12 protein-coding genes, 2 tRNA genes and 1 CRISPR repeat array are annotated in these 24,388 nt (G+C 37.7%); of the genes, 8 read left to right on the forward strand and 6 right to left on the reverse strand.

What is annotated here, in order from left to right; genetic code table 11:
- Window positions 1–1,005, forward strand: coding sequence for a type I-B CRISPR-associated endonuclease Cas1b (gene cas1b, locus SDEL_RS04610; protein WP_012856698.1), 1,005 nt, complete (start codon window positions 1–3; stop codon window positions 1,003–1,005).
- Window positions 1,002–1,313 (forward strand): CRISPR-associated endonuclease Cas2, encoded by a 312-nt coding sequence (cas2, locus tag SDEL_RS04615; RefSeq protein ID WP_012856699.1) that lies wholly within the window; start codon window positions 1,002–1,004, stop codon window positions 1,311–1,313. The genes cas1b and cas2 overlap by 4 nt, the downstream gene beginning before the upstream one ends.
- 164 nt (window positions 1,314–1,477) lie before the next feature.
- Window positions 1,478–8,647: direct repeats of the CRISPR family, unit length 30 nt; unit sequence CTCGAACCGACACAAGATTTGTATTTAAAC.
- A 624-nt stretch (window positions 8,648–9,271) separates the two neighbouring features.
- Here the strand turns inward: cas2 and SDEL_RS04625 are convergent.
- Both SDEL_RS04625 and SDEL_RS04630 read right to left on the reverse strand, forming a co-directional pair.
- Window positions 9,272–9,347: transfer RNA gene (locus SDEL_RS04625), tRNA-Met, on the reverse strand.
- An 18-nt stretch (window positions 9,348–9,365) separates the two neighbouring features.
- Window positions 9,366–9,440: transfer RNA gene (locus tag SDEL_RS04630), tRNA-Gln, on the reverse strand.
- A 104-nt stretch (window positions 9,441–9,544) separates the two neighbouring features.
- On the opposite strand from SDEL_RS04630, the gene SDEL_RS04635 reads away from it, so the two are divergent.
- The 3 genes from SDEL_RS04635 to SDEL_RS04645 are packed head-to-tail and all read left to right on the forward strand — an operon-like array spanning window position 9,545 to window position 13,226.
- A complete protein-coding gene (locus SDEL_RS04635) occupies window positions 9,545–10,567 on the forward strand; it encodes a bifunctional 3,4-dihydroxy-2-butanone 4-phosphate synthase/GTP cyclohydrolase II (RefSeq protein ID WP_012856700.1) in 1,023 nt (340 codons plus the stop codon).
- A gap of 31 nt (window positions 10,568–10,598) precedes the next feature.
- Entirely contained in the window at window positions 10,599–12,290 is a 1,692-nt protein-coding gene (locus SDEL_RS04640; RefSeq protein ID WP_012856701.1) for a monovalent cation:proton antiporter-2 (CPA2) family protein, read from the forward strand.
- A gap of 57 nt (window positions 12,291–12,347) precedes the next feature.
- On the forward strand, window positions 12,348–13,226 hold the full coding sequence (locus tag SDEL_RS04645) for a 3'-5' exonuclease (RefSeq protein ID WP_012856702.1): 879 nt from the start codon (window positions 12,348–12,350) through the stop codon (window positions 13,224–13,226).
- Between the two features lie 16 nt (window positions 13,227–13,242).
- Here the strand turns inward: SDEL_RS04645 and SDEL_RS04650 are convergent, their stop codons facing one another.
- Window positions 13,243–13,701, reverse strand: a complete 459-nt coding sequence (locus SDEL_RS04650; protein WP_012856703.1) for a hypothetical protein — start codon at window positions 13,699–13,701, stop codon at window positions 13,243–13,245.
- A 129-nt stretch (window positions 13,702–13,830) separates the two neighbouring features.
- Here SDEL_RS04650 and SDEL_RS04655 point away from each other — a divergent pair, with 129 nt between their 5' ends.
- Window positions 13,831–14,439, forward strand: a complete 609-nt coding sequence (locus SDEL_RS04655) for a hypothetical protein (protein ID WP_012856704.1) — start codon at window positions 13,831–13,833, stop codon at window positions 14,437–14,439.
- A gap of 15 nt (window positions 14,440–14,454) precedes the next feature.
- Here the strand turns inward: SDEL_RS04655 and SDEL_RS04660 are convergent, their stop codons facing one another.
- Window positions 14,455–14,754 (reverse strand): DUF6172 family protein, encoded by a 300-nt coding sequence (locus SDEL_RS04660; protein WP_012856705.1) that lies wholly within the window; start codon window positions 14,752–14,754, stop codon window positions 14,455–14,457.
- A 167-nt stretch (window positions 14,755–14,921) separates the two neighbouring features.
- On the opposite strand from SDEL_RS04660, the gene SDEL_RS04665 reads away from it, so the two are divergent.
- Both SDEL_RS04665 and SDEL_RS11640 read left to right on the forward strand, forming a co-directional pair.
- Window positions 14,922–16,037 (forward strand): HD-GYP domain-containing protein, encoded by a 1,116-nt coding sequence (locus tag SDEL_RS04665; RefSeq protein ID WP_012856706.1) that lies wholly within the window; start codon window positions 14,922–14,924, stop codon window positions 16,035–16,037.
- Window positions 16,038–16,052: 15 nt separating this feature from the next.
- Window positions 16,053–22,160, forward strand: coding sequence for a transporter substrate-binding domain-containing protein (locus SDEL_RS11640; protein ID WP_012856707.1), 6,108 nt, complete (start codon window positions 16,053–16,055; stop codon window positions 22,158–22,160).
- A gap of 261 nt (window positions 22,161–22,421) precedes the next feature.
- On the opposite strand, the gene SDEL_RS04675 is transcribed toward SDEL_RS11640, so the two are convergent.
- Both SDEL_RS04675 and SDEL_RS04680 read right to left on the reverse strand, forming a co-directional pair.
- Window positions 22,422–22,772, reverse strand: coding sequence for a DnaB-like helicase C-terminal domain-containing protein (locus SDEL_RS04675; protein ID WP_012856708.1), 351 nt, complete (start codon window positions 22,770–22,772; stop codon window positions 22,422–22,424).
- Between the two features lie 56 nt (window positions 22,773–22,828).
- Window positions 22,829–24,334 carry a PcfJ domain-containing protein gene (locus SDEL_RS04680; RefSeq protein WP_012856709.1) on the reverse strand — a complete coding sequence of 502 codons (1,506 nt, stop codon included), beginning with the start codon at window positions 24,332–24,334 and terminating at the stop codon, window positions 22,829–22,831.
- Window positions 24,335–24,388: the final 54 nt, after the last annotated feature.

Genomic DNA, 24,388 nt, shown 5'->3' on the forward strand with positions numbered 1-24,388 from the left:
ATGGCAAAAAATCACACACGCTACATTTTCTCGATGGGCGAACTCAAACGTAAAGACAACTCCATCGCCTTTAGCAACGAAAAGGGCAATTTTTACCTTCCCATCGAAGAGACGAGAGAGCTTTACTGCCTCAATGAGGTGAGCTTTAACACGAAGTTTTTGGACTTCATCGCTAGGGCTGGCATCACGATGCACATCTTCAACTACCACGGCAACTACAGCGGCAGTTTTTACCCCAAAGAGTATCTCATCAGCGGCGATTTGACCATAAAACAGTCTTTAAGTTTTGTCAATGAACGCTTGGTTATCGCCAAAAGTATCGTCTCCGCTATCGCTCAAAATATCCATGAAGTGTTGTACCATTACTATCGTCACGACAAAAAAGAGCTCAAACCGTATCTCGATTGGCTGAAAAACGATGTCGAGTCATTGTTACATGTAACGACCAAGATCGAGCAAATTATGTTCGTTGAGGGGCAGATTTGGAGTCGGTTTTACGACAGTTTTAAGTACTTTTTACCCGAAGATTTCGTGATGAACAAGCGTGTCAAACGCCCACCCGACAACCCTATGAACGCACTCATCAGCTTTGGCAACACACTTTTATACACCAAAACCATCGCCTCCATCTACCACACACATCTCAACCAAGCCATCAGTTTTCTTCACAGTCCAAGAGAAGGGCGTTTTAGCTTGAGTTTGGATCTCAGCGAAGCGTTTAAGCCTGTCATCGTTTTTAAAACCATCTTTGATCTGGTCGGACGAAAGAAACTTCAAGTGCTAAAACACTTTGACAAATCCCTAAACTACGCACTTTTAAACGAAGAGGGCAAGAAGATTTTCATTGATGCGTTTGAAGAACGGATGAACGAAACATTCTTACATGTAAAGCTCAAACGCAAGGTCTCCTACAAACATTGCCTCAAACTAGACGGCTACAAGCTCATCAAAACCATCGTCGAAGGACGAGAATTTACGCCCTTTTTGCTCAAGGAAAAGATGTGAAAAAAGAGACGACCAATTACAATTATGTCTTTTTGTTCTACGACATCGCCGATGAATTTAGTGAAGTCGGCAAATACCGAGTCGCCAAGGTTTTTAAGATTTGCAAAAAATACCTCAAACATCACCAAAAGTCCATTTTCCGAGGCAACATCACCCCTGCCAACCAAATAAAACTCCAGAGTGAACTCAAAAAAGTGATCGATAAAGAGATTGACTTTGTGACAATCATCAAGATGATAACATCAGGAAGCTTCAACGAAGAAACGCTAGGCAATCCAAAAAAGGAGAGCGAAGGAATTTTCATCTAATTTTCCAACCACAGTTTAGTCTTTTTTAGGCGAAAAGTTGCTAAAATACGGCGTTAAATCGCCTTTTTGATCTTTAACAATTCATTGTTAATTTTAATTGGAAAAAACGACACAAATGGCTATTTTATGGGATTTTGTATTTTAGAAAGCACCATAATCTAGCCCTCGAACCGACACAAGATTTGTATTTAAACCGTTTAATCAATCTCAAAAGACACTTAAAAAATATACTCGAACCGACACAAGATTTGTATTTAAACTTTTTTGGCACTTCTTGGCTCTCTTTTGGCTTTTCTCGAACCGACACAAGATTTGTATTTAAACAATTTAGAAAGTTCAATGTTTTTTACTGCAACTGCCTCGAACCGACACAAGATTTGTATTTAAACTAAGAGCTTTATCTCTTTTTTCTTTAGTTGTAGGCTCGAACCGACACAAGATTTGTATTTAAACAGATATGCAACCGATGGCGCAAGTGCTTTTGATCTCTCGAACCGACACAAGATTTGTATTTAAACTGAAATGAAATTTGACCGCCCAACTTATGTGCCTGTCTCGAACCGACACAAGATTTGTATTTAAACCCTATTCACAATGGGACTTAACAGTAAATAGCACACTCGAACCGACACAAGATTTGTATTTAAACCGCCCAAAAGCTAATTGATACTTAGACGCTTTCTTCTCGAACCGACACAAGATTTGTATTTAAACATCCTAAAAAAAGCATTTATGCTAAAGGGTGGCGCACTCGAACCGACACAAGATTTGTATTTAAACAACGACAAACACAAAATTCATCTACTAGGCGGAAAGCTCGAACCGACACAAGATTTGTATTTAAACCTCTTCGAGCTTGACCCGTGAGCTTATCGTCTCCTCGAACCGACACAAGATTTGTATTTAAACACGGAAGCAAAAGCGTTTCCACGCTTTTGTGTTTCTCGAACCGACACAAGATTTGTATTTAAACTGTCGTAGCTTGCTCCGCTTGTCAATGGAATTTCCTCGAACCGACACAAGATTTGTATTTAAACAAAAATGAGAACGGTTGAGAGTATAATAAATGATAACTCGAACCGACACAAGATTTGTATTTAAACCACAGAAGAGTATAAAAAGCCTATAAAATTATTATTCTCGAACCGACACAAGATTTGTATTTAAACTATCAGGGAACTCTTTTTCTTTTTTAGAAAAACATACTCGAACCGACACAAGATTTGTATTTAAACTGTAACAATAATTATGCATTGTACTGTGTGTGAAATTCTCGAACCGACACAAGATTTGTATTTAAACAACAGTAGGCGTTATTATAGGCTATTTAATCGTTTACTCGAACCGACACAAGATTTGTATTTAAACCATAAAGACAAAAAGGGGATAAGATGGAAGAGATTCTCGAACCGACACAAGATTTGTATTTAAACTACCTAAACTAGGTGTTGAAAAAACCAACAGCTAACTCGAACCGACACAAGATTTGTATTTAAACAAAATAGTTTGAAATTTCTCCAAGCTAGTGTTCTCTCGAACCGACACAAGATTTGTATTTAAACTGACCCACCAAAGTTTTTTAATGATGGCACAAAGCACTCGAACCGACACAAGATTTGTATTTAAACTGCTATAAAACTCTTCAACACCTTTAGCGATTGACTGCTCGAACCGACACAAGATTTGTATTTAAACCGGTGGAGAGCTTGCAGATGTTAGGAGGCAATCACTCGAACCGACACAAGATTTGTATTTAAACCGGTGGAGAGCTTGCAGATGTTAGGAGGCAATCACTCGAACCGACACAAGATTTGTATTTAAACATGATTTGTGTCTCTTTTTCTGTCTCAAATTGTGAACTCGAACCGACACAAGATTTGTATTTAAACCGGGTGCAAAAGCTCTTTTGACGTTGACGTGGTTTTCTCGAACCGACACAAGATTTGTATTTAAACTTGCTTCTTTTGTCATCTCTACCCCTTTAAAATTTCTCGAACCGACACAAGATTTGTATTTAAACTGATAAGGTAACAGAAATCGTACGTCCTCACTTTCTCGAACCGACACAAGATTTGTATTTAAACAGCATTTGTAAGAAGTAGGTAAGCACTTGGCGGTCGCTCGAACCGACACAAGATTTGTATTTAAACCCGATAGAATTATTATGATTAGTGAAGATGGAACTATCTCGAACCGACACAAGATTTGTATTTAAACCTTTAAAGATTTTATAAGCCCGTTTTTATAGTTCCTCGAACCGACACAAGATTTGTATTTAAACAAACAATGGAGCACTATAAAGTTAAAATAAGTGTTTCTCGAACCGACACAAGATTTGTATTTAAACTTGATTGAGAAAAACTAACTTCCAACCGTCCAAAGCTCGAACCGACACAAGATTTGTATTTAAACTATCCTGAGCCAAACGATAATTTAAAATCAATCTGCTCGAACCGACACAAGATTTGTATTTAAACCAAAATAGTCTCCTTTTCTTTAAAATTGATAATGAAACTCGAACCGACACAAGATTTGTATTTAAACCTAGATGCGTTACATGTAAACGAAACAGAGAATGGCTCGAACCGACACAAGATTTGTATTTAAACAAGGATGAAGAAGTTAAAGAAGTCATGCTTGTTAGGCTCGAACCGACACAAGATTTGTATTTAAACTCAGATACCTTAATGGTTTCGTCCGAAATTTGCATCCTCGAACCGACACAAGATTTGTATTTAAACCATCAAGCACTGTTTCGCTTGATGATATAGATATCTCGAACCGACACAAGATTTGTATTTAAACACTCATAAAGCTCTTTTGGTAAATCATCTCTCATTCCTCGAACCGACACAAGATTTGTATTTAAACCAGAAGGGGATAATGTCGTCCGTGATGTCAATATCCTCGAACCGACACAAGATTTGTATTTAAACGATGGATAGATACAAAGCAAACAGTACAACACATCTCGAACCGACACAAGATTTGTATTTAAACCAGTACAGCACCGAAGGAAGCAGTGCGTTTGACCTGCTCGAACCGACACAAGATTTGTATTTAAACAGTTTCATGCCTTGGTATGGTGACATTCTTACTACCTCGAACCGACACAAGATTTGTATTTAAACAAAAAAGCCAAAAAAGAGCCAAAAAGTGCCAAAAACTCGAACCGACACAAGATTTGTATTTAAACAGGCAAAACACGGTCTTAACGCCTCGCCCCACCCTTCTCGAACCGACACAAGATTTGTATTTAAACAAAAAGGAACTGACAATGCAAATGGTGCAAAAACTACTCGAACCGACACAAGATTTGTATTTAAACATTTTAATGGATGATGATAAGCTCTTATACTATTTTCTCGAACCGACACAAGATTTGTATTTAAACCATAGACGAAAAGTCTCTAAAACTAAGATGAGAAATCTCGAACCGACACAAGATTTGTATTTAAACAAAAAAGAAACCTAGCACAAGAACAGACCAGACCCCTCGAACCGACACAAGATTTGTATTTAAACCAGTTCGAGTATTTAGAAAGTGTGGAAAAAATTATTCTCGAACCGACACAAGATTTGTATTTAAACATTTTGATGGATGATGATAAGCTCTTATACTATTTTCTCGAACCGACACAAGATTTGTATTTAAACTCAGCTAATAGTATTCAGGTTATGTATATTATCGAACTCGAACCGACACAAGATTTGTATTTAAACTTAGTAGATGGAAGAATAGAAAATACATTAGAAGCTCGAACCGACACAAGATTTGTATTTAAACAAAAAAGAAACCTAGTACAAGAACAGACCAGACCGCTCGAACCGACACAAGATTTGTATTTAAACTATATGGGAAGCAAAAGAAAATTATCTTCTAAAATTCTCGAACCGACACAAGATTTGTATTTAAACCCACAATAGGATAAAAAATGGATTTATACGTAAAACTCGAACCGACACAAGATTTGTATTTAAACAATATCCTCTGTTTTCCAGTCGTAAATTGGGTAAACTCGAACCGACACAAGATTTGTATTTAAACTATATCAGTAATAGGTACTACAATGGCATCAGTTGGCTCGAACCGACACAAGATTTGTATTTAAACTAAGTTCAATATGACATAAGTCTTCAGCATACTTTGCTCGAACCGACACAAGATTTGTATTTAAACTTTAGCCCTCATTTAAGGGCTTTATCTTTTCAAACTCGAACCGACACAAGATTTGTATTTAAACTATTGCTGAAATATTAGTTAAAGCAAATGAAGAAGACTCGAACCGACACAAGATTTGTATTTAAACATGGAAAACGCAGGTAGAAAAAAAAATAAAATGACACTCGAACCGACACAAGATTTGTATTTAAACTTATTTAGAAGATACGATTAGAGATTTACATCAAGCTCGAACCGACACAAGATTTGTATTTAAACAGCGACCCGACTCTTGTTACAATATCTGCGATATCTCGAACCGACACAAGATTTGTATTTAAACCTGTTGATAATGCAATATCAGCCTGCGAATAGGTAACTCGAACCGACACAAGATTTGTATTTAAACTACATCAGGATTTGACATATACTTGATACCCTCTGTCTCGAACCGACACAAGATTTGTATTTAAACATTAATGGGTGTGCTGCAATCCATTTCACGGAGTTTCTCGAACCGACACAAGATTTGTATTTAAACCTGGTAGCGTTCAACTACACACACACAAATAGCAATTCTCGAACCGACACAAGATTTGTATTTAAACCTGGTAGCGTTCAACTACACACACACAAATAGCAATTCTCGAACCGACACAAGATTTGTATTTAAACTTGAGCTTTTTTAATCTATGAAATTCAGGAGGACATCTCGAACCGACACAAGATTTGTATTTAAACCAACACCAAAAATGGCACTTATACGTTTCCTAATGCTCGAACCGACACAAGATTTGTATTTAAACATGCTTTCAATGTCAAGCTTCATTTTAAGCTACTTCTCGAACCGACACAAGATTTGTATTTAAACAGTATATCGCTTTTGGTCGTTTGCATCCCGATTGAACTCGAACCGACACAAGATTTGTATTTAAACATACGTCAAAGAGCCTTATCAAAACATCGAATCTCACTCGAACCGACACAAGATTTGTATTTAAACCAACAACCCCCTAAAGTTTCTTAACTTTCTTCAAATCCTCGAACCGACACAAGATTTGTATTTAAACTGACATAAACGCCATCTTGCAATGCTTTTTTAATAGACTCGAACCGACACAAGATTTGTATTTAAACAAGGTACTTTCGCCTCTTCTTGAGGCGCTTGAGGCGCTCGAACCGACACAAGATTTGTATTTAAACGTTAAAAACCATCTTCCCATTATTATTAAATTTTGGCTCGAACCGACACAAGATTTGTATTTAAACAAGTAATTTACGCATAGTAACTAAGTAGTCAGGTATCTTCTCGAACCGACACAAGATTTGTATTTAAACGTCTATAATAACAATCGCTCCGCTAGTGGCTTTTGCTCGAACCGACACAAGATTTGTATTTAAACTGTGGACAGAGCGTTTTGCAGTCGAAGGCATAAAGGTCTCGAACCGACACAAGATTTGTATTTAAACAGTTCACTTTCAACATCAATGCTAAAAGAAGCGTTTCTCGAACCGACACAAGATTTGTATTTAAACTACTTTTCAGGTGTATCGATGTAAAGGATACGTACTCGAACCGACACAAGATTTGTATTTAAACATCTTTAGAGATGGGCGCTACTTACATGTTAAAACTCGAACCGACACAAGATTTGTATTTAAACAACGCTGGGGGCTTCTCTATGGAAGATTTTAACCGAACTCGAACCGACACAAGATTTGTATTTAAACCGGCAAGAGTGGGATGTGATAATCTCTAACCCACCCTCGAACCGACACAAGATTTGTATTTAAACCGCAAATATTCTTCTACATGTAAAGAAAAATGGATCCTCGAACCGACACAAGATTTGTATTTAAACCACTATGATTCTTCAAAAGAGGTTTTTAGAATAGAGCTCGAACCGACACAAGATTTGTATTTAAACCCTATTGATGACTTCCTTTACCATCCCCTTTTTACTCGAACCGACACAAGATTTGTATTTAAACAATGATGCGAAAATAGTTCTGATGACAATAGACACACTCGAACCGACACAAGATTTGTATTTAAACAATTAATTAAAGGTTCACACCCAAACAAATCAATACTCGAACCGACACAAGATTTGTATTTAAACGTTGGAAGCGTGACAGGTAATTGGAGAATAATTTCCTCGAACCGACACAAGATTTGTATTTAAACATGCTTTTAGCTTCTTTTTATGTAGGCAAATACACTCGAACCGACACAAGATTTGTATTTAAACTGTCAAAATCAAATCATCTTTATCAAAATAATTTTGCTCGAACCGACACAAGATTTGTATTTAAACCGCCAACACGTCAGGGAATTATGCCCACGCCAACACTCGAACCGACACAAGATTTGTATTTAAACTGTCCGTACCCGAACCATTAGAATCTTTAATAGCGTTCTCGAACCGACACAAGATTTGTATTTAAACGACGAAGACACGGTAAAGGTTTTGCGATTCGATGTTCTCGAACCGACACAAGATTTGTATTTAAACCTCTCAACCACCGTCACAGGGATTTTTTTACCGTTAACTCGAACCGACACAAGATTTGTATTTAAACTTTGGAATAATTGGCTTAATCCACCCATGACCTGCTCGAACCGACACAAGATTTGTATTTAAACTTGTTTAAAAGCTTAGCCCCATTGCTGAGGCTTAACCTCGAACCGACACAAGATTTGTATTTAAACCTTGGAAGCGATAGGACTTAAAAATAAAATGCGCCTCTCGAACCGACACAAGATTTGTATTTAAACAAGAACGGTAAGCCTAGAACGCTTATGATGTTGACTCGAACCGACACAAGATTTGTATTTAAACAAAAATGGCTATTTCCTTACATGTAAGGCTTCTGCTCGAACCGACACAAGATTTGTATTTAAACAACAATAGAGCGAGAGACATTTTTGTCATTCTCTTCTCGAACCGACACAAGATTTGTATTTAAACATTATTTTATTAACCTTTACATGTAGATGGTTCGCACTCGAACCGACACAAGATTTGTATTTAAACGAAATTGATGATGGTGATGAAGTTATATGTGATCCACACTCGAACCGACACAAGATTTGTATTTAAACCTTTGGAAATACTACGGAGGCGGTAAGAAAATAAAACTCGAACCGACACAAGATTTGTATTTAAACAGGTTTCTGCTTTTACTTATTAGGTTTTTTAGGATTCTCAAATCGACACAAGATTACATCATACTTCGGCATAGAAAGCTACTATCAAACCACCTGAAGGTTTTGGCATGAATGAGTATATAGAGTTCACAAATATTCTAAAAACGATCAAAGGAAGGTTCGTACTACTGTACAATGATTGTGAGGTTATTAAGGACATGTACAAGGATTACGAAATTATTGAGGTGTCCACACGTTATAGTTTACGTGGAGCGAATCAAAAGATAGCTAAGGAAGTTATCATCAAAGGGTAGGCGCTGAGGCGCTTACTCAATTATTGTATGTTTATTGAGTTAATGTCATTATTTGGCATAATTGTTTTTTTTGTTTTACATGTAAGGTTTTTAAAGTTTAGATTTTGTATTTGAAATGTCATCTAATTTGGGGAAAATGGTTTCCAAAATAGTATTGCTAACATTTTAAAAACGGTTGTACAGTTTTTGAGAATAAAATTTGAATTTAATATGATATTTTGTTCCTTTGTCACAGTTTGACACAGTTTGACACAGTTTGATACACATTGATTTTTAGAAAACTTAAACGCTTGAAAAAACTGTTGTAAATGCCTAAAATAGGGAGTTTAAATGGTTGCAGGAGCCGGACTTGAACCAGCGACCTTCGGGTTATGAGCCCGACGAGCTACCAACTGCTCTATCCTGCGATGGAAGAAGTTAAAAGGTGGATGGGGTAAAGGGATTCGAACCCCTGAATGACTGGACCAAAACCAGTTGCCTTACCGCTTGGCTATACCCCAATGCCTTTAACGAGGTGAAATTATAGTGATTTTTAATTTGTTTGTCAAGGGGAAATGACTATAATTTTTAAAAGCGTTTAAAATAAAGCAAAGTGGGAGCAACCATGCCAATCCAAAGAGTCAAACAAGCGATAGAAGATATCAAACATGGCAAGATGGTCATGATGGTGGATGATGAAGACAGAGAAAACGAGGGAGACCTTGTGTATGCGGCAACCTTTTCAACACCTGAAAAGGTCAATTTTATGGCTTCTGAAGCTAAAGGGTTGATTTGTGTCTCTTTAAAAGAAGAGGTTGCCAAACGTCTTGCTTTAACACCGATGGTTACCAACAATGATTCACAGCATGAAACAGCGTTTACCGTTTCGGTGGATGCTCGTATTTGTTCCACAGGTATTTCGGCGTATGAGCGAGATGTTACCATTAAGATTTTAGCCGATTCGATGAGTACGCCTAAAGAGTTGGTGCGTCCAGGGCATATTTTTCCGCTTATCGCTCGTAAGGGTGGAGTATTGGTTCGCACAGGACATACGGAAGGTTCTGTGGATTTATGTCGTTTAGCAGGTGTTTCAGAAGTTGCGGTTATTTGTGAAGTGATGAAAGAAGATGGTCATATGGCCAGACGTGATGATTTGGATCTGTTTTGTAAAAAACATGGTATTAACATTGTTTATATTTCAGATATCGTGGCGTACCGCATGCAATCAGAATCATTGGTAAGAGAAGTGGCTTCAGCCAATGTGGAATTTTTTGGTGCACACACACGTAAAATTGATATGGTAGATCATGAGGGAAATCATCATATTGTGTATGCCTTTGGAGAGATTGGCAAAACCAGTGCGGTTAAATTTCATCATATTATCCCAGATAATGAGCTTTTTGCGAATGAAAAGAAGTATCAAGGTGTGTTAAAAGCGATTGAGTATTTAAAAAAGCACCATGGACTTTTTATTTTTATTGATAGCGAATATACTTCTAACCCAGAATTGCGTGAGTTTGGCATTGGGGCGCAAATCGTGAAAAAACTGGGTATTGAAAATATCAATCTTCTCTCAACCACAAAACGTAAGGATTATGTTGGGTTGTGTGGATTTGGGTTAAATATTCATCAAGAGATTGTTCTCTAAGCGTTACATGTAACTTTAAAAAGGGGTATGAATGGACTTGTTCCTTCTTTCAGTACTGGTACTTTTAGCGGTAACTTCCATTATGGTAACGATCTCAAGACATATTGGGCTTGGTTCTATTTTGGGATTATTGATTGCAGGAATTATTGTGGGTCCGCATACAGGTGGCTTTACCGTAACGAGTCAGGTGGAGGCATTGCGCCATTTTACTGAATTTGGTGTGGTGCTTTTACTTTTCATTATTGGGCTTGAGATGCAGCCTTCAAAGCTTTGGTCGATGCGCAAAGAGGTTTTTGGTTTGGGTTCTTTGCAGGTTATTGCCTCAGGTGTGGTACTGGGTTTTTACATGCATTTTTTTGTAGAGGATTTAGGTGTTGCGATGCTGATAGGCTTTACGTTAGCGCTTTCCTCTACGGCTCTTGTCATGCAACTCTTACAAGAAAAAGGGAAAATGAACACCGAGCATGGTAAAAGTGCGTTTGCGATTTTACTCCTTCAAGATTTAGCCGTTGTACCTCTTTTAGCTATTTTGCCTTTGCTTTCTACGCAACAACAGGTGCAAACCCCATGGTGGGAATCGTTAGCGACGGTGGTGGTGATGTTTATTCTTTTGGTCGCATTTGGGCAGTATATTATTCCTAATGCGCTGGATAAAGTCGCTAAACAGCGTAATAAAGATGCTTTTCTTCTCTTAACCATGCTCAGTGTTGTGCTCTCAGCGTATTTGATGGATCATGCGGGGCTTTCTATGGCTTTGGGGGCTTTTTTGATGGGTATGTTTCTCTCAACATCACGGTACAATTTTCAGATTGAAGCCACATTGGAGCCTTTTAAAGGTATTTTGATGAGCCTCTTTTTTATTGCGGTGGGCATGTCCATTGATTTCAATGCGATTTTAGAGAATCCTTTGGTTTTTAGTGGGCATATTATCGTGATTTTAGTGCTCAAAGCTTTGGTGGTTTTTGGTCTGGTTTTAGCCTTTGGAGGCAATAAAAGTGGTGCGATTAAATTAGCGTTTTTGCTCAATCAAAGTGGTGAGTTTGGCTTTGTTCTCTTTGGTTCAGCCAAAGCACTTAATGTCATTGATGATACGCTGTTTGTCGTGGGCATTGGTGTGATTTCTATTAGTATGCTTGTTACCCCAGTGCTTTATAGTTTTGGATGTTCCCTTGCTAATAAATTGGCAAATTTATCGCAATTCTCCTATTTTAATACAGAAAATGCCGCAATGGAGCAAAAGGTCGTTGTAGCGGGTTATGGAAGTACCGGTAAAGTCATTTCGAAGATGCTCAAAAGCAGTGGCATTCCTTTTATAGTGTTTGATGTCAATGCACAAGAAGTCTCACTGGGGCGTAAAAATGGCATGCCTGTCTTTTTTGGAGACATTACGGATATGAGGCTTTTAAATACCATTAAAATTGATCAAGCGTCGATGCTTATTGTCTCCATTGACCACAGTATCAGTGCGATTAAAATTGTCAAACATATTAAAGAGAGTTATCCGCATATTAAGATTTTAGCCAGAGCTTTGGATATTAAAGTGATGGATAAATTACTGCTTGCGGGTGCGAATTGGGTGATTGCTGAAACTTTAGAGAGTAGTATACGAACAGGTGAAGAAGCGCTCGCTCAAATGGGTGTTCCCAATGATGAGGTCTTAGCATTGATGGAGTTACTCCGTAAAAACGAGTACGAAGCGATTCGCGAAATCACCAAAGAATAATCTTTACATGTAAAGATGTAAAAGGGCGTTTTTGAACTTTTTTAGAAAGCAGATTGTATGAAAATTATTTTACTCGATACTGAAACAACCGGTATTTATGAGAAAGACCGCATTTGCCAGTTGGCTTTTTTGGTTCTCAATGAAGAGCTAGAAGTGGAGGAGATTCACAACGATTTGTGTCAACCGCCTGTGATGATTTCCTATGAAGCAATGGCGGTACATCATATTACCCCTGAGCGGGTGGCACATGAGGTTTCTTGTATTCAAACACGTGCGTATCAGCGATTATTGGAGCTCAATACCCCTTACAATCTTTTAGTGATTCACAACGCCTCGTTTGATCTTACCATGCTTGAAAAAGAGGGGTTTGTGTCACAGATGAACCTTGTGGATACGTTTCGTATTTTACGAGCGTACTATCCTAATGAGGGTTCTTTTAGCCTTCAATACAAACGTTACCAATGGGGTTTGTACCATCAAGAAGCAACGTTTCAAAAAAAACACACTGTGAGCATAGAAGCGCATGATGCACTAGGTGATGTGGTCGTTCTGAAGCATCTTTTTGAGAAGCTTTGTGAGGAGCACTCTTTGCCACAGATGATGCTTTTATGTCAAGCGCCTATTCTTTTAAGCCACATTCCTTATGGTAAACATAAGGGGAAGAAGTTTGTAGAGGTCGCACAGAGCGCTCGTCAAGATTTGCACTATATGTTAGGTGCTACTGGTGTTGATGAGGATGTTAAAGCCTCTATTCTTCATGCGCTTGATGCGACAAAAACAGAGCTTGAGTTGAAAATAGGCTTTGGCAAATATGCCACTAAAACGCCTCAGGAAGTCTTTGAGTTAGACCCAAACTATTTACGGTGGATGCTTGAGAAGATGGACAATCTCAATGCGGAACTTAAAGAGGCGATTGAGAAGATTTTAAACACCTAATCTTTACATGTAAGGATTATTTCACCCGTTTATAGATGGTTTTGAAACCACCCGCTTCGGAAGCAATCGTGTTTTCATCGATGATTTTATAAGTACTGCCTACTTTAATGCGCTCATCCATTACCACAACACTCCCTTTGGAAATCTCATAGCTGATGGGATTTTTACTGCCAAAGGAGGAAAAAGTGTCTCTTTCAAACTCAATTTCAATAATTCCCAAGGTCGTTTGCGCTCTCCATTTTCCCAGCAAAGGGTTGGCATAAAAGGTTTGATCAATCGCAAATTTAATGCCAAAGCCAAAAAAGAGCATGACCACAGCTAAAGCGAGTACTTTAAGGATCAAAGAGGGGCGTTTATAAGCAGGAGAAAGTGTCTCTTTTTTTGTTTTAGAGGTGCGTGTTTTAGGTGTAGAGCGTGAAGCAGAAGCTTTGCGTTGTGTACGTGGTTTTGAGCTTTTTTTCTCATCATTTGGCATCAGTTGGAACCTTGTTGATTATCTTTGTGTAGCGCATTATAGCAGTTCCTTTTTAGGTTTACATGTAAAGCAGTTTAAACCTTTACTTTGCTATACTTTTTCATCAAACTTTCGATATTAAGGGTGTTGATGCTTTCAAAAATTACGAATCTTTTTAAAGTTAAAGAGGATGAAACCCTCCAATATATGGATCCAGAGAAACTCATTAATCCTAACAAAGAGAGGGTGTATGACCCTTTGGAAGATGACGAAGAGGCTTTTTTTAGGGAATTAGAAGAGAATTCACGTCCAAGTGAAGCGTCTTTAAGGCAAACACGGCAAGAGGCACCTCAACAACAATCTCCCCGTGAGTCTGTCTTAAAAAAAATGGCACACTGCATGAAAGAAAGAGAGTGGCATCCCAAACGCAATCCTAAGCCGTTTATCGCACTTTTTGTGATAGTTCTCATTGCGGTTTTCATCTCTTTGGCACTACACGAAACGCCAAATCCTTTACTCGGTAAGTGGCAACCGCAAAAAAAGAGCAATATTTTTATTCCTACGGGAGATGTTGAGTTTCGCAAAGAGCATGTTTTAGCCAATGGTGTTCATACGGAAGTCTCTTATATCATAGAAGAATCGTATGTGGAGGTGGTGGATAAACAGATGCAAACACGCCTTCGTTTTGAGCTAAAAGACGATAAAACGATTGAACTTAATCTTTTAGGTGTCAAAACCAGCTATAAAAAAATACACTAGTCCAACACAAGGAGGCTAGTTGGCTTCCTTTGTTGGTTTGAGATTTTTTGCAGGTTGGGCGATAATTTCTATGTAGCACTCCTGCCATTTTTGAGCATATGCATTGTCCAAAGCGGCGATGAGGTCTTGCACGTACACCAAAGAGGTTTCTTCTGCACTCTGTCCAAAGCGACACTCAAAAATCCAAAACGGTGAACCCTCTGGGAGTTTTTTATTGCGTTCACGTTTGAGGTATTTTCGTATTTCATGTTTGAGTGCGTCGATGACTCTGTCACTGTTTTTATTCTCTTGTTCGAGTGGAAATATCTTTTTCAAAGTAAGCCTCTTTATTTTTTTGTGAATTGTAGTCTATTTTGCCTTTGATTTTAACGTATTCCTTCTTTACATGTAAAAATAAAGAACCAATCAAAATCTGTTGATAAAAACCGCAAAGTGTCTTTTTGAATGTTATAATAAACCATCTTGACACAAAGGTAACTAAGGTGAGTGCAGAAATTTTAGTACCCGAGAAAGCGACGATTTTTATCGTCGATGATACCCCCGAAAATTTAACACTGGTTTCAACTCTTTTGAAACCATTTTATCGTGTTAAAGTTGCTACTTCAGGTGAAAAAGCGCTTGTCTATTTTGCGCAACATGAAGCGGTGCCAGATTTGATTTTACTTGATATTGTCATGCCAGGACTTTCAGGTTTTGATGTGATTGTTGAGCTTAAAAAAAATTCAAAGATACGAGATATTCCTGTCATTTTTCTTACGGCGATGAGTCGTGTGGAGGATGAAAAAAAAGGGTTGGAATTGGGGGCTGTGGATTATATTACCAAACCTATTTCTCCGTCTGTGGTGTTAGCACGTATTAAAACGCATTTGCAAAATAAGGCTGTTGCGGATTTTTTACGGGATAAAAATGAGTATCTTGAAGCAGAAATCGCTAAACGAACCGAAGAAATTTCAGCCATTCAGTATGTCACCATTTTTGCTTTAACCTCCCTTGCTGAAACCAGAGATTCAGATACGGGCAATCATATTCGAAGAACCCAGCATTATGTTAAAGCTTTAGCTAAAGCTTTGCAAACACACCCTCGTTTTGCACCCTATCTTAGTGATACCATGATAGAAACTCTGTTTAAATCTGCTCCTTTACATGATATTGGGAAAGTAGGTATTCCTGATGCCATTTTGCTAAAACCTGCCAAATTGACTCCTGAAGAGTTTGAAATTATGAAAAGCCATACGACGCTTGGCAAAAAAGCGATTGAACATGCAGAAGAGCAGTTAGGGATGAGTGTGGCATTTTTGGAAGTTGCCAAAGAGATTGCGTATTCGCACCATGAAAAATGGGATGGAAGCGGTTATCCTTTAGGATTAAAAGGGGATGAAATCCCTATTTGTGGGCGTTTGATGGCAGTTGCCGATGTCTATGATGCCTTGATTACGAAACGGGTCTATAAAGAGGGGTTTAGCCATGAAAAGGCAGTAGCGATTATTTTAGAAGGAAGAGGAACGCATTTTGACCCTGATGTTACGGATGCTTTTCGTGCGTTACAAGAGACTTTCCATGAAATAGCGATGCGTTTTTCAGATTCACAAAGACTTTAAGCCTAAGGATAGAGCATGAAATGGTTATGGATAGTGCTTTGTGTTCCATTTTTCCTTTTTGGACAAGAAGCGTTGGTGCTAAGCCATCAAGAAAAAGTGTGGCTTAATGGACAAAAAGAGATTTATATTGGGGCGATGGATGACTGGGCGCCTATTAATTTTGTCGATTACCATGGAAAGGCTTCAGGTATTGGCTCTGAAATTGTTGCGGAATTAAATAAGCTGTTAAAAGGGAAACTTAAAATTGTCTCTGGCAGTTGGGAAGAGATTTATACCCAAGCTAAAGAGGGAAAGATTGATGCGATTATGGATATTACGAAAAAGCCTGAACGTGAGGCTTTTTTTTATTTTACCAAAGCGTATTTGAACATTCCTCATGTCATTGTTTCTAGGCAAGATACTCCCTCTTTTGGCTCATTGGAGTCGTTGTACGGTAAAAAAGTGGCATTGGAGAAAAATGTAGGTACGATTGGGTATTTGCGTACGAATTTTCCTTTTATTGAGATTCAAACGTATGATACAACCTCGATGGCACTCCATGCATTAGCGATGAAAGAGGTGGATGCGTATATCGGAAATCGTGCGGTGATGAGCTATAAAATTGAACAAGAATTTTTAAACAGTTTAAAAATAGACGCACTTGAACGTAGCCGAAAAAGTGTACCGCTCTCGTTGGGTGTTCCAAGGAGCAATCCAATGCTTTTTTCTATTTTGGAGAAGAGTATGGAGGCGATTCCTCGTGAGACATGGGTCAAAATTCTCTCAAAATGGTCCAATGAAAAACCTTTAAGTTTAGATTTGACTTCTGAGGAGAGAGCGTATTTAAAGATGAAAAAGGAGCTTCGTTTTGTGGCGGGCAATGAAGAATGGAAACCTTTTTCATTTTTAGATAAAAATGGACAGATGCAAGGTTTGGAGAAGGATTTTTTAAAACTCTTAGAGTCCTATCTTTCCGTCCCTATTTACGTGACACATCTTCCATGGGAAGATGCACTCAAACAGGCAAAATCACACCATTTTGATGGCATTATCTCAGCTTCTCCGACGCCTGATCGATTAGAAAAACTCTCTTTTTCACATGCGTATTATATTTCACCTTTAGCTGTTGTCACACGTCATGATAATGTACGTGATATCAATGAAAATTTTGCTCAAAAACGTATTGCGGTGATGGAGGGTAGTGCGGTTGTTTTACATGTAAAAGAGCATTTTCCTGAGGCAAAAATTGTCTATACTAAAGAGGGTACACAAGGGCTTATCACGATGCTCTTAAAGCGTGAGGCTGAAGGAGCGATTGATACGATGCTTTCGCTTGAGTATCTTTTAAAGGAGAAATCCTTAGATGCGCAGGTGGAGATAGGATATTCGTTTTACTCTGAAGCTTTAAGTAGTTTTCAGTACGCCTTACGAAAGGATGAGCCTTTGTTACTGAGTATCATTAACAAAGCTATTGATGCGTATAGTTTGGATGAGCGTAAAAACATTAAGGAGCGTTGGGAAAGTAAAAATGGCAATGGTATGAAAACGGTGTCGTTAAAAGGTGAGCAAAAGCCTTTGACAACGCTGAGTAAAGAAGAGATTCAGTGGATTAAAGAGCATCCCATTATCAAAGTTTCAAATGAGCCTGATTTTCCACCTTTTGACTTTATGAAAGAGGGAAGAGCTGTTGGTTTGGGTGTGGATTATATGAACTTTGTGGCACAAAAAGTAGGGTTACATGTAAGCTATGTTCAATCAACATGGGAGGATTTACTCAAGCAGTTTGAAGCAGGGAAAATGGATGTTTTACAAAGTGTTTATCTCACAAAAAAACGTCAAGAGTATGCTTATTTTACCACGCCATTTTTTACCAATTATCCTGCTATGGCAGTACGTAAAGGAAGTTCAATTAAATCTTTAGCTGAGCTAAAAGGGAAAAAAGTTGCTCTAATGCGTGGGTATGGGACAAGTGAAAAATTGCTGAGGGATATTCCTGAAATTAAGCCGATTATGTGTACAAATGTTTATGAAGCCTTACATTTGGTCAGTTTTGGCGAAGCCGATGTGGCTTTTGATAGTGTGGGAACGATGAGTTATGCGATTATGGAGCAGATGCTCACCAATCTGAGCATTCATAAAATTGATGTGAGCGATAAAGAACTTTCCAGTGATGTCCATTTTGCGGTGAAAAAAGAGAAAGCAATTTTGTATAGTATTTTACAAAAAGCCTTAGATGCGATGACGCCAGAAGAGCATATCGCATTGCGTAGTAAATGGGTTTTTAGCAATGAGACCAATTTTCAAGCGGAGCAAAAATCGCATTTTCAACTGAGTTCTCAAGAAAAAGCGTGGCTCAAAGAGCACCCTATCCTTCTCTTTACGGGAGATCCTCGTTATTTACCCTATGAAGCATTTAATAAAGAGGGTAAATACATAGGGATTGTGGCTGATTTGCTGCAAAAGATGGAAAAAGAACTAGGGATTCATATAGAAAAAGTTCCAAGTTTGACGTGGCAAGATGCCCTTTTAAAGGCAAAAAACAAAGAGGTCGATATGATCTCGGCGTATGAAAACGATAAAATCCTTAGTGAAACACATCTTTCCACAAAGCCTTATGTCAGCAGTCCTTTGGTCATTGTGACACGTAAAGACAAACACAAGTATTTTCTCAATTCTCTCCTAGAGCTTGAAAATCAAAAAATCGCCATTATAAAAGATTACAGTTATATTCAAGGGCTCAAAGCGGCGTATCCAAAATTGCATTACATGGAAGTTGAAAATGCGAAAAAAGGGTTTGAAGGTGTTGCCTCAGGGGAATACGATGCCATGGTTGTTTCATTGCGGTTAGCAACCTATGCACTTCATACGATGGGACTGCATAATTTGCATGTCATTGGAAAAACCGATATGAATATGCATTTGGCGTTCAATGTCAAAAAAGAGTGGGAGCCATTGGTGGGTATTTTAAACAAAGCCATCGCTGCTATACCACCTGAGGAGCTTCAGCAAATCCTCAAACGCTGGGGACCTGAAGATATCGACACTCCTTTTGATATGACGCTTTTTTTAGAGGTTGTTTCTTTTGCGCTCTTAGCGCTTATAGCCCTTTTTTATTGGAACTATTTACTTAAACGTCAAGTGGCGAGTAAAACGGCTGAACTCTCCTCTTTGCTGAAATCATTTGATGCCCATGTCATTGCTTCTAAGACGGATTTGAAAGGGGTTATTACCTATGTTTCGGATGCGTTTTGTCAGATTAGCGGTTATAAGCGTGAAGAGCTGATGGGTAAAAATCATCGTATTAGCAGACATCCTGATAACGATGCGAAAATTTATGAAGAGATGTGGGCTGTCATTACGCATGGGGGAGCGTGGAAAGGGCGTATTAAAAATAAGACGAAAGAGGGTGGATATTATTGGGTAGATAGTGTGATTGAGCAAGAGCTTGATGCTTCAGGAAAGGTGGTGGGTTACGCTGCGATTCGTCATGATGTAACCGCTCATGTTGAGTTAGAAGAGCTTAGTGAAAAGCTTGAGAGTATCGTAGAGAAACGAACGCAAGATTTGGCGTTTTTAAACAAAGAACAACAAGCTATTTTTGACTCGACGAGCGTAGGTATTGTTCTTTTAAAAGAGCGTTTGATTGTGCAGTGCAATAAGCGCATTGATGAGATGTTAGGCTATAAAATAGGAGAACAACTTAACCAAAGTACGGATATTTGGTACCGTGAAATACCTGATTATCAATCCGTTTATGAACAGGTGTGGCATGGTGAAGTGGTTCGTTTTGAACATCGCTTAATGCGTAAAGATGGAACACTGTTTTGGGCAAGGCTATCGGGTCGAGCGATTGATTATTTGGATAAAGAAAAAGGTGTGGTGGTAGTGGTTGAAGATATTAGCACGGAGAAAGAAGCACTCGAAGCCATTCAAAGAGCCAAATCTCTTGCAGAAGAAGCGACACAGGTTAAAAGTGCGTTTTTAGCCAATATGAGTCATGAAATTCGTACTCCTATGAATGCGATTATTGGAATGGCGCATTTGGCATTGCAGACAGAACTTTCCAATCAACAGCGCAATTATCTTGTAAAAATTGACAGTGCTTCCAAACATCTTTTAGGCATCATCAATGATATTTTGGATTTTTCAAAAATCGAAGCAGGTAAGATGCGTTTCGAGTCGATTGATTTTTATTTGGAAGATGTGATGGAGCATTTAGCAGATCTTTCTGTGATGAAAGCGCAAGAAAAAGGTTTGGAGCTTTTATTTGATATTGAGACCAACATCCCAACAGCCCTCAGAGGTGATCCCCTGCGTTTGGGACAAATTTTGATTAATCTGGTTAATAACGCTATAAAGTTTACCGCACAAGGAGAGATACGGCTTTTTGTAAAGCTACTGGCACAAGAAGCAAAACAGGTACATCTTTTATTTGAAGTACACGATACGGGCATTGGCATTGATGAAGCACAGCAGGCAAAATTGTTTGAGGCATTTTCTCAAGCAGATTTATCGACAACAAGAGAGTTTGGTGGTTCAGGGTTAGGACTTGCGATTTGTAAGCATTTGGTTGAAATGATGCAGGGAAAAATTTGGGTTAAAAGCACCCTAGGTGAAGGCAGTACTTTTTCCTTTAGCGCTCAGTTTGAATTGCAAGAGGAGCAGAAAAAACCACAATTTAATGATGAGGATGTTCGCAATCTGCGTATTTTGATTGTGGATGATAATGCTAGTGCGAGAGAGATTTTAGAAAATATCTTACGTTCGTTTCACTTTAATGTTCACAGTGTCTGCGATGGGCATCATGCGTTGAGTCTTTTAAAAGAGGCGCAAAAAGAGCCTCAGCCGTATAATTTAGTCTTAATTGATTGGATGATGCCACAACTCAATGGGATTGAGACGATTCGGAAAATTCGTGAAGAGATTGTGAGCGATCAGCCTTTAATGTTTATTATGATTACAGCGTACAGTAAAGAGGAGCTTCAAAAAGAGCTTGAAGAGCTTTTTGTGGATGGCATTTTGATTAAGCCTATTAGTCCTTCAACGCTTTTAAATACCATTTTAAATGTTCTTGGAAAAGAGGTGATGCGCCTTTCTCGCAAGGAAGATAAACAAGCGCTTTATCGTGAATCCATCCATGCCCTTCGTGGTGCGAAAGTTTTACTGGTTGAAGATAACATCATCAATCAAGAAATAGCCAAAGAGATTTTAGAACGTGAAGGAATGGATATTGTCGTGGCAAACCACGGTAAGGAAGCATTGGAATGGATAGAAAAAGAGTCTTTTGATGGTGTTTTAATGGATTGTCAAATGCCTGTTATGGATGGGTTTGAAGCGACCCGTTTGATGCGAGAAGGGGGTCATACGCTTCCCATTTTAGCCATGACTGCCAATGCAATGGAGGGAGATAAAGAGCGTTGTTTGGCATGTGGGATGAATGACCATATCAGTAAACCGATTGATATGGCAAAACTTTTTATAACCATGGCAAAATGGATTGTTCCATCCAATCCACGCCCTTTGAAGATAATACAAAAAGAGGAGAGAGCAGATAGACCACTCTTAAATGTTGAAGGTTTGGATATCGAAAAAGCACTCTTACATGTCAATAACAATCACGCACTTTTAGAAACCCTGTGGCGTCGTTTTGTGGAAACACAAGCAGAGTGTGCTGAACGTATTGAAGAGGCACTGCGTATAGGTGATACAGAAAAAGCGATGCGAGAAGCACATACCCTTAAAGGTTTATCGGGCAATATCGGTGCGAGGGAACTTTTTGAATCTTCTAAAAATTTAGAGCATAGTTTAAAAGAGTCTTCAAGCGATATTCCTCTGTTTTTATGTCAAACAAAACAGGATCTTGAAACGGTCATAGCGCATTTAAAAGAGGCGTTTTTAGATGAAGCAACCCATAAAGAAGTTTTGGACTTTGAGGCAATTTTAACTCAAGAGGCATTGCATGAAAAATTAAATGACCTTGGGTATCTTTTGAAAGAACTGGACTCTGAAGCGATTGATGTCTTAGCGAATATTCGAGCTTCATTGTTTCATTTAGGGTATAAAAAAGAAGTTGAAGAGATGGAAAAAGCACTTGCTTCATTCGATTTTGAAAAAGCCTATGCACTACTTAAGGAGATAAAATAGGCAGATATACTTGAAAAATCTTTTTACATGTAAGAATATTTGGTGTGATAGTAATAGCGAAGATAATAAAGAAGGGATAGAATGAAAACACGGGTTTATTATGATGATATTTATTTTCTATAATATCTAAAAAACATCCATAAAATAGGCTCTTTATCCAATAAGTTTTCAAGAAAAAATATTGCAAACTAGAAAAAATAGTCAAGAAAATAGTCAAGAATTTTAATTATTAGAGCATTTACCTCATAAGCTGGATAAAGCTTATATCTGTCCAAAAATATTATTGATTTCTCCATTTTTTTTCATCTGCGTAGCAACAATGATCCTTAACTTTTGTTCAAGTGCATTAGTAATAACTTTTTGAATAAGCTCTTTATCAAAGAGTTCTAAATAATCAATACAGAGTATTTTATAAGTAGATAGATCAACATTCTCAAAATTATTATGATACGTAATTTCTTTACTCAACCCTCTATTGATAAGTGTTTCTTGGGTTGATTCGTTTGATATAAAGAGAGTTGTTTTGGGATAGAGATTTGCATATGCTATCAACATTTCAGTTTTACCACTTCCTGGTCTTCCCGCCAGTAAAATAATATTGTTAAAATTCATTTAATATTTTCACCTCATGGATTTTAAGTTTCTACACTTATAACAATTATTTTAAATTATTTATTGTTCACTTTGAAAAATTGTTCAAACCAACTGTTAAGGAAGTCTTTTTCTACGGAAAGTAGTTCCGTGTTGTATTTTGATTTTGCTTGAACAATTTTACGCTCTTGTATCTCAATAGCAAATACCAGTTCATCTTCTTTAAAAAAACCATAGATCAGTTTATTTTTTGACAAAATGGCTCTGTCGTACCCTGCTAAACAGTTATGCATCTTTTCTCCCCACTCAAAAAGTTCTAATCCTGTATAGGGCACATGTACACTATATGTTGCAGTTCGAATACACGGAGTTAACTCTTTTGGTGTATAGGTAAATGTTTGATGAGTAAGTGTTTGTCTATATAGAGAAGAGTGCATATGCACGACATAATCATGAACCTCTTTATAGTTTGCACGTAAAGGATTGTTTGCTTGGTAATGTATGTTCTTATGGTTTTCATCATAACTAACTTCGCTCAAAAGCTCCATTGTATCGACCAGCCAATAATCTTCTTCTTGTGCAAATTGTTTTAAAAGATGTGCAATACGTTTTTCATCAAAATGAGATGTTAAAAATGTAAAAAACAGCTCCCATGAGCCGCTACTATCTCCACTGATATCTAAAGGGAGATGAAGAATTTGGATAATAATGTTTGGGTCTTTGATATGGTGTAGCAATGCATATATATAGTGGAAAGCAAAAGGCTTTTTATGCTGAATTTGTTGTTTATAGTGCTGAAAGAGGACTTTTTTAATTGATTTTTCTTTACGAATATTAATGAAATTTAGAGCATCTAGCACTGTTAAAGAATGATGTTTTGGCAAAAATTCTATCGACTTCCAATAGATAAATTCATAGGACTTTAGATATGGGTATTTTATAAAAAAAGCAATATCATTCATAGAAGTACATTCATCGGGTATCTCTAAATTATGGGTGGTTTTAGTGTTTTTAATCATAGCAACTATTTTTCTTTTATACAGTGTCAATAGCGTGCAATTATCTATGATAGATTCTTTTAACAAGTCATCTTCAAAATCATATACGTCTTTGTCATAACCATAAAAATCAAAATTGACATTTAACAGTTGACTTATTTTCCCTTGATTATCAATGGAAAGCTCTAAAAGTTGGTGCTCTTTATACATAATTGTATTGCGTAAAAGATTTATTGTATAAGGTATTTTAAGATTGACATGAGAGGTTAATTTATATTGTCCTTGTCCATAAATAATGGTTGGTTCAAGTGCGTAAAGTATTTCTTTTGGGAAAAGCTTCTCAATTGGGTCATACCATGAGAACGGTTTTAAAAAATAATTTGCGTTTAGAAAAGTTTCATTGGCACAGATAGGACATCGGTAGGGTTGATGATTTGCCAATGTTTTATTTTCCAAATACGTGTATTGATGAGAGCAAGAGCATAAATATGTAATGGCTTGATAGGGAAGTGTTTCACCATGAAAAAGCGTTGGTAGTGTATTGAAGTCACATTTGATTTTCCATGGTATAGCACTCGTTTGCATCCAAATTCTCTCTTGTTTTTATACAAATAGTATAAAGAGTTTTTTGGACAAAAC

It is taken from the genome of Sulfurospirillum deleyianum DSM 6946 (assembly GCF_000024885.1).
Taxonomy (GTDB): Bacteria; Campylobacterota; Campylobacteria; order Campylobacterales; family Sulfurospirillaceae; genus Sulfurospirillum; species Sulfurospirillum deleyianum.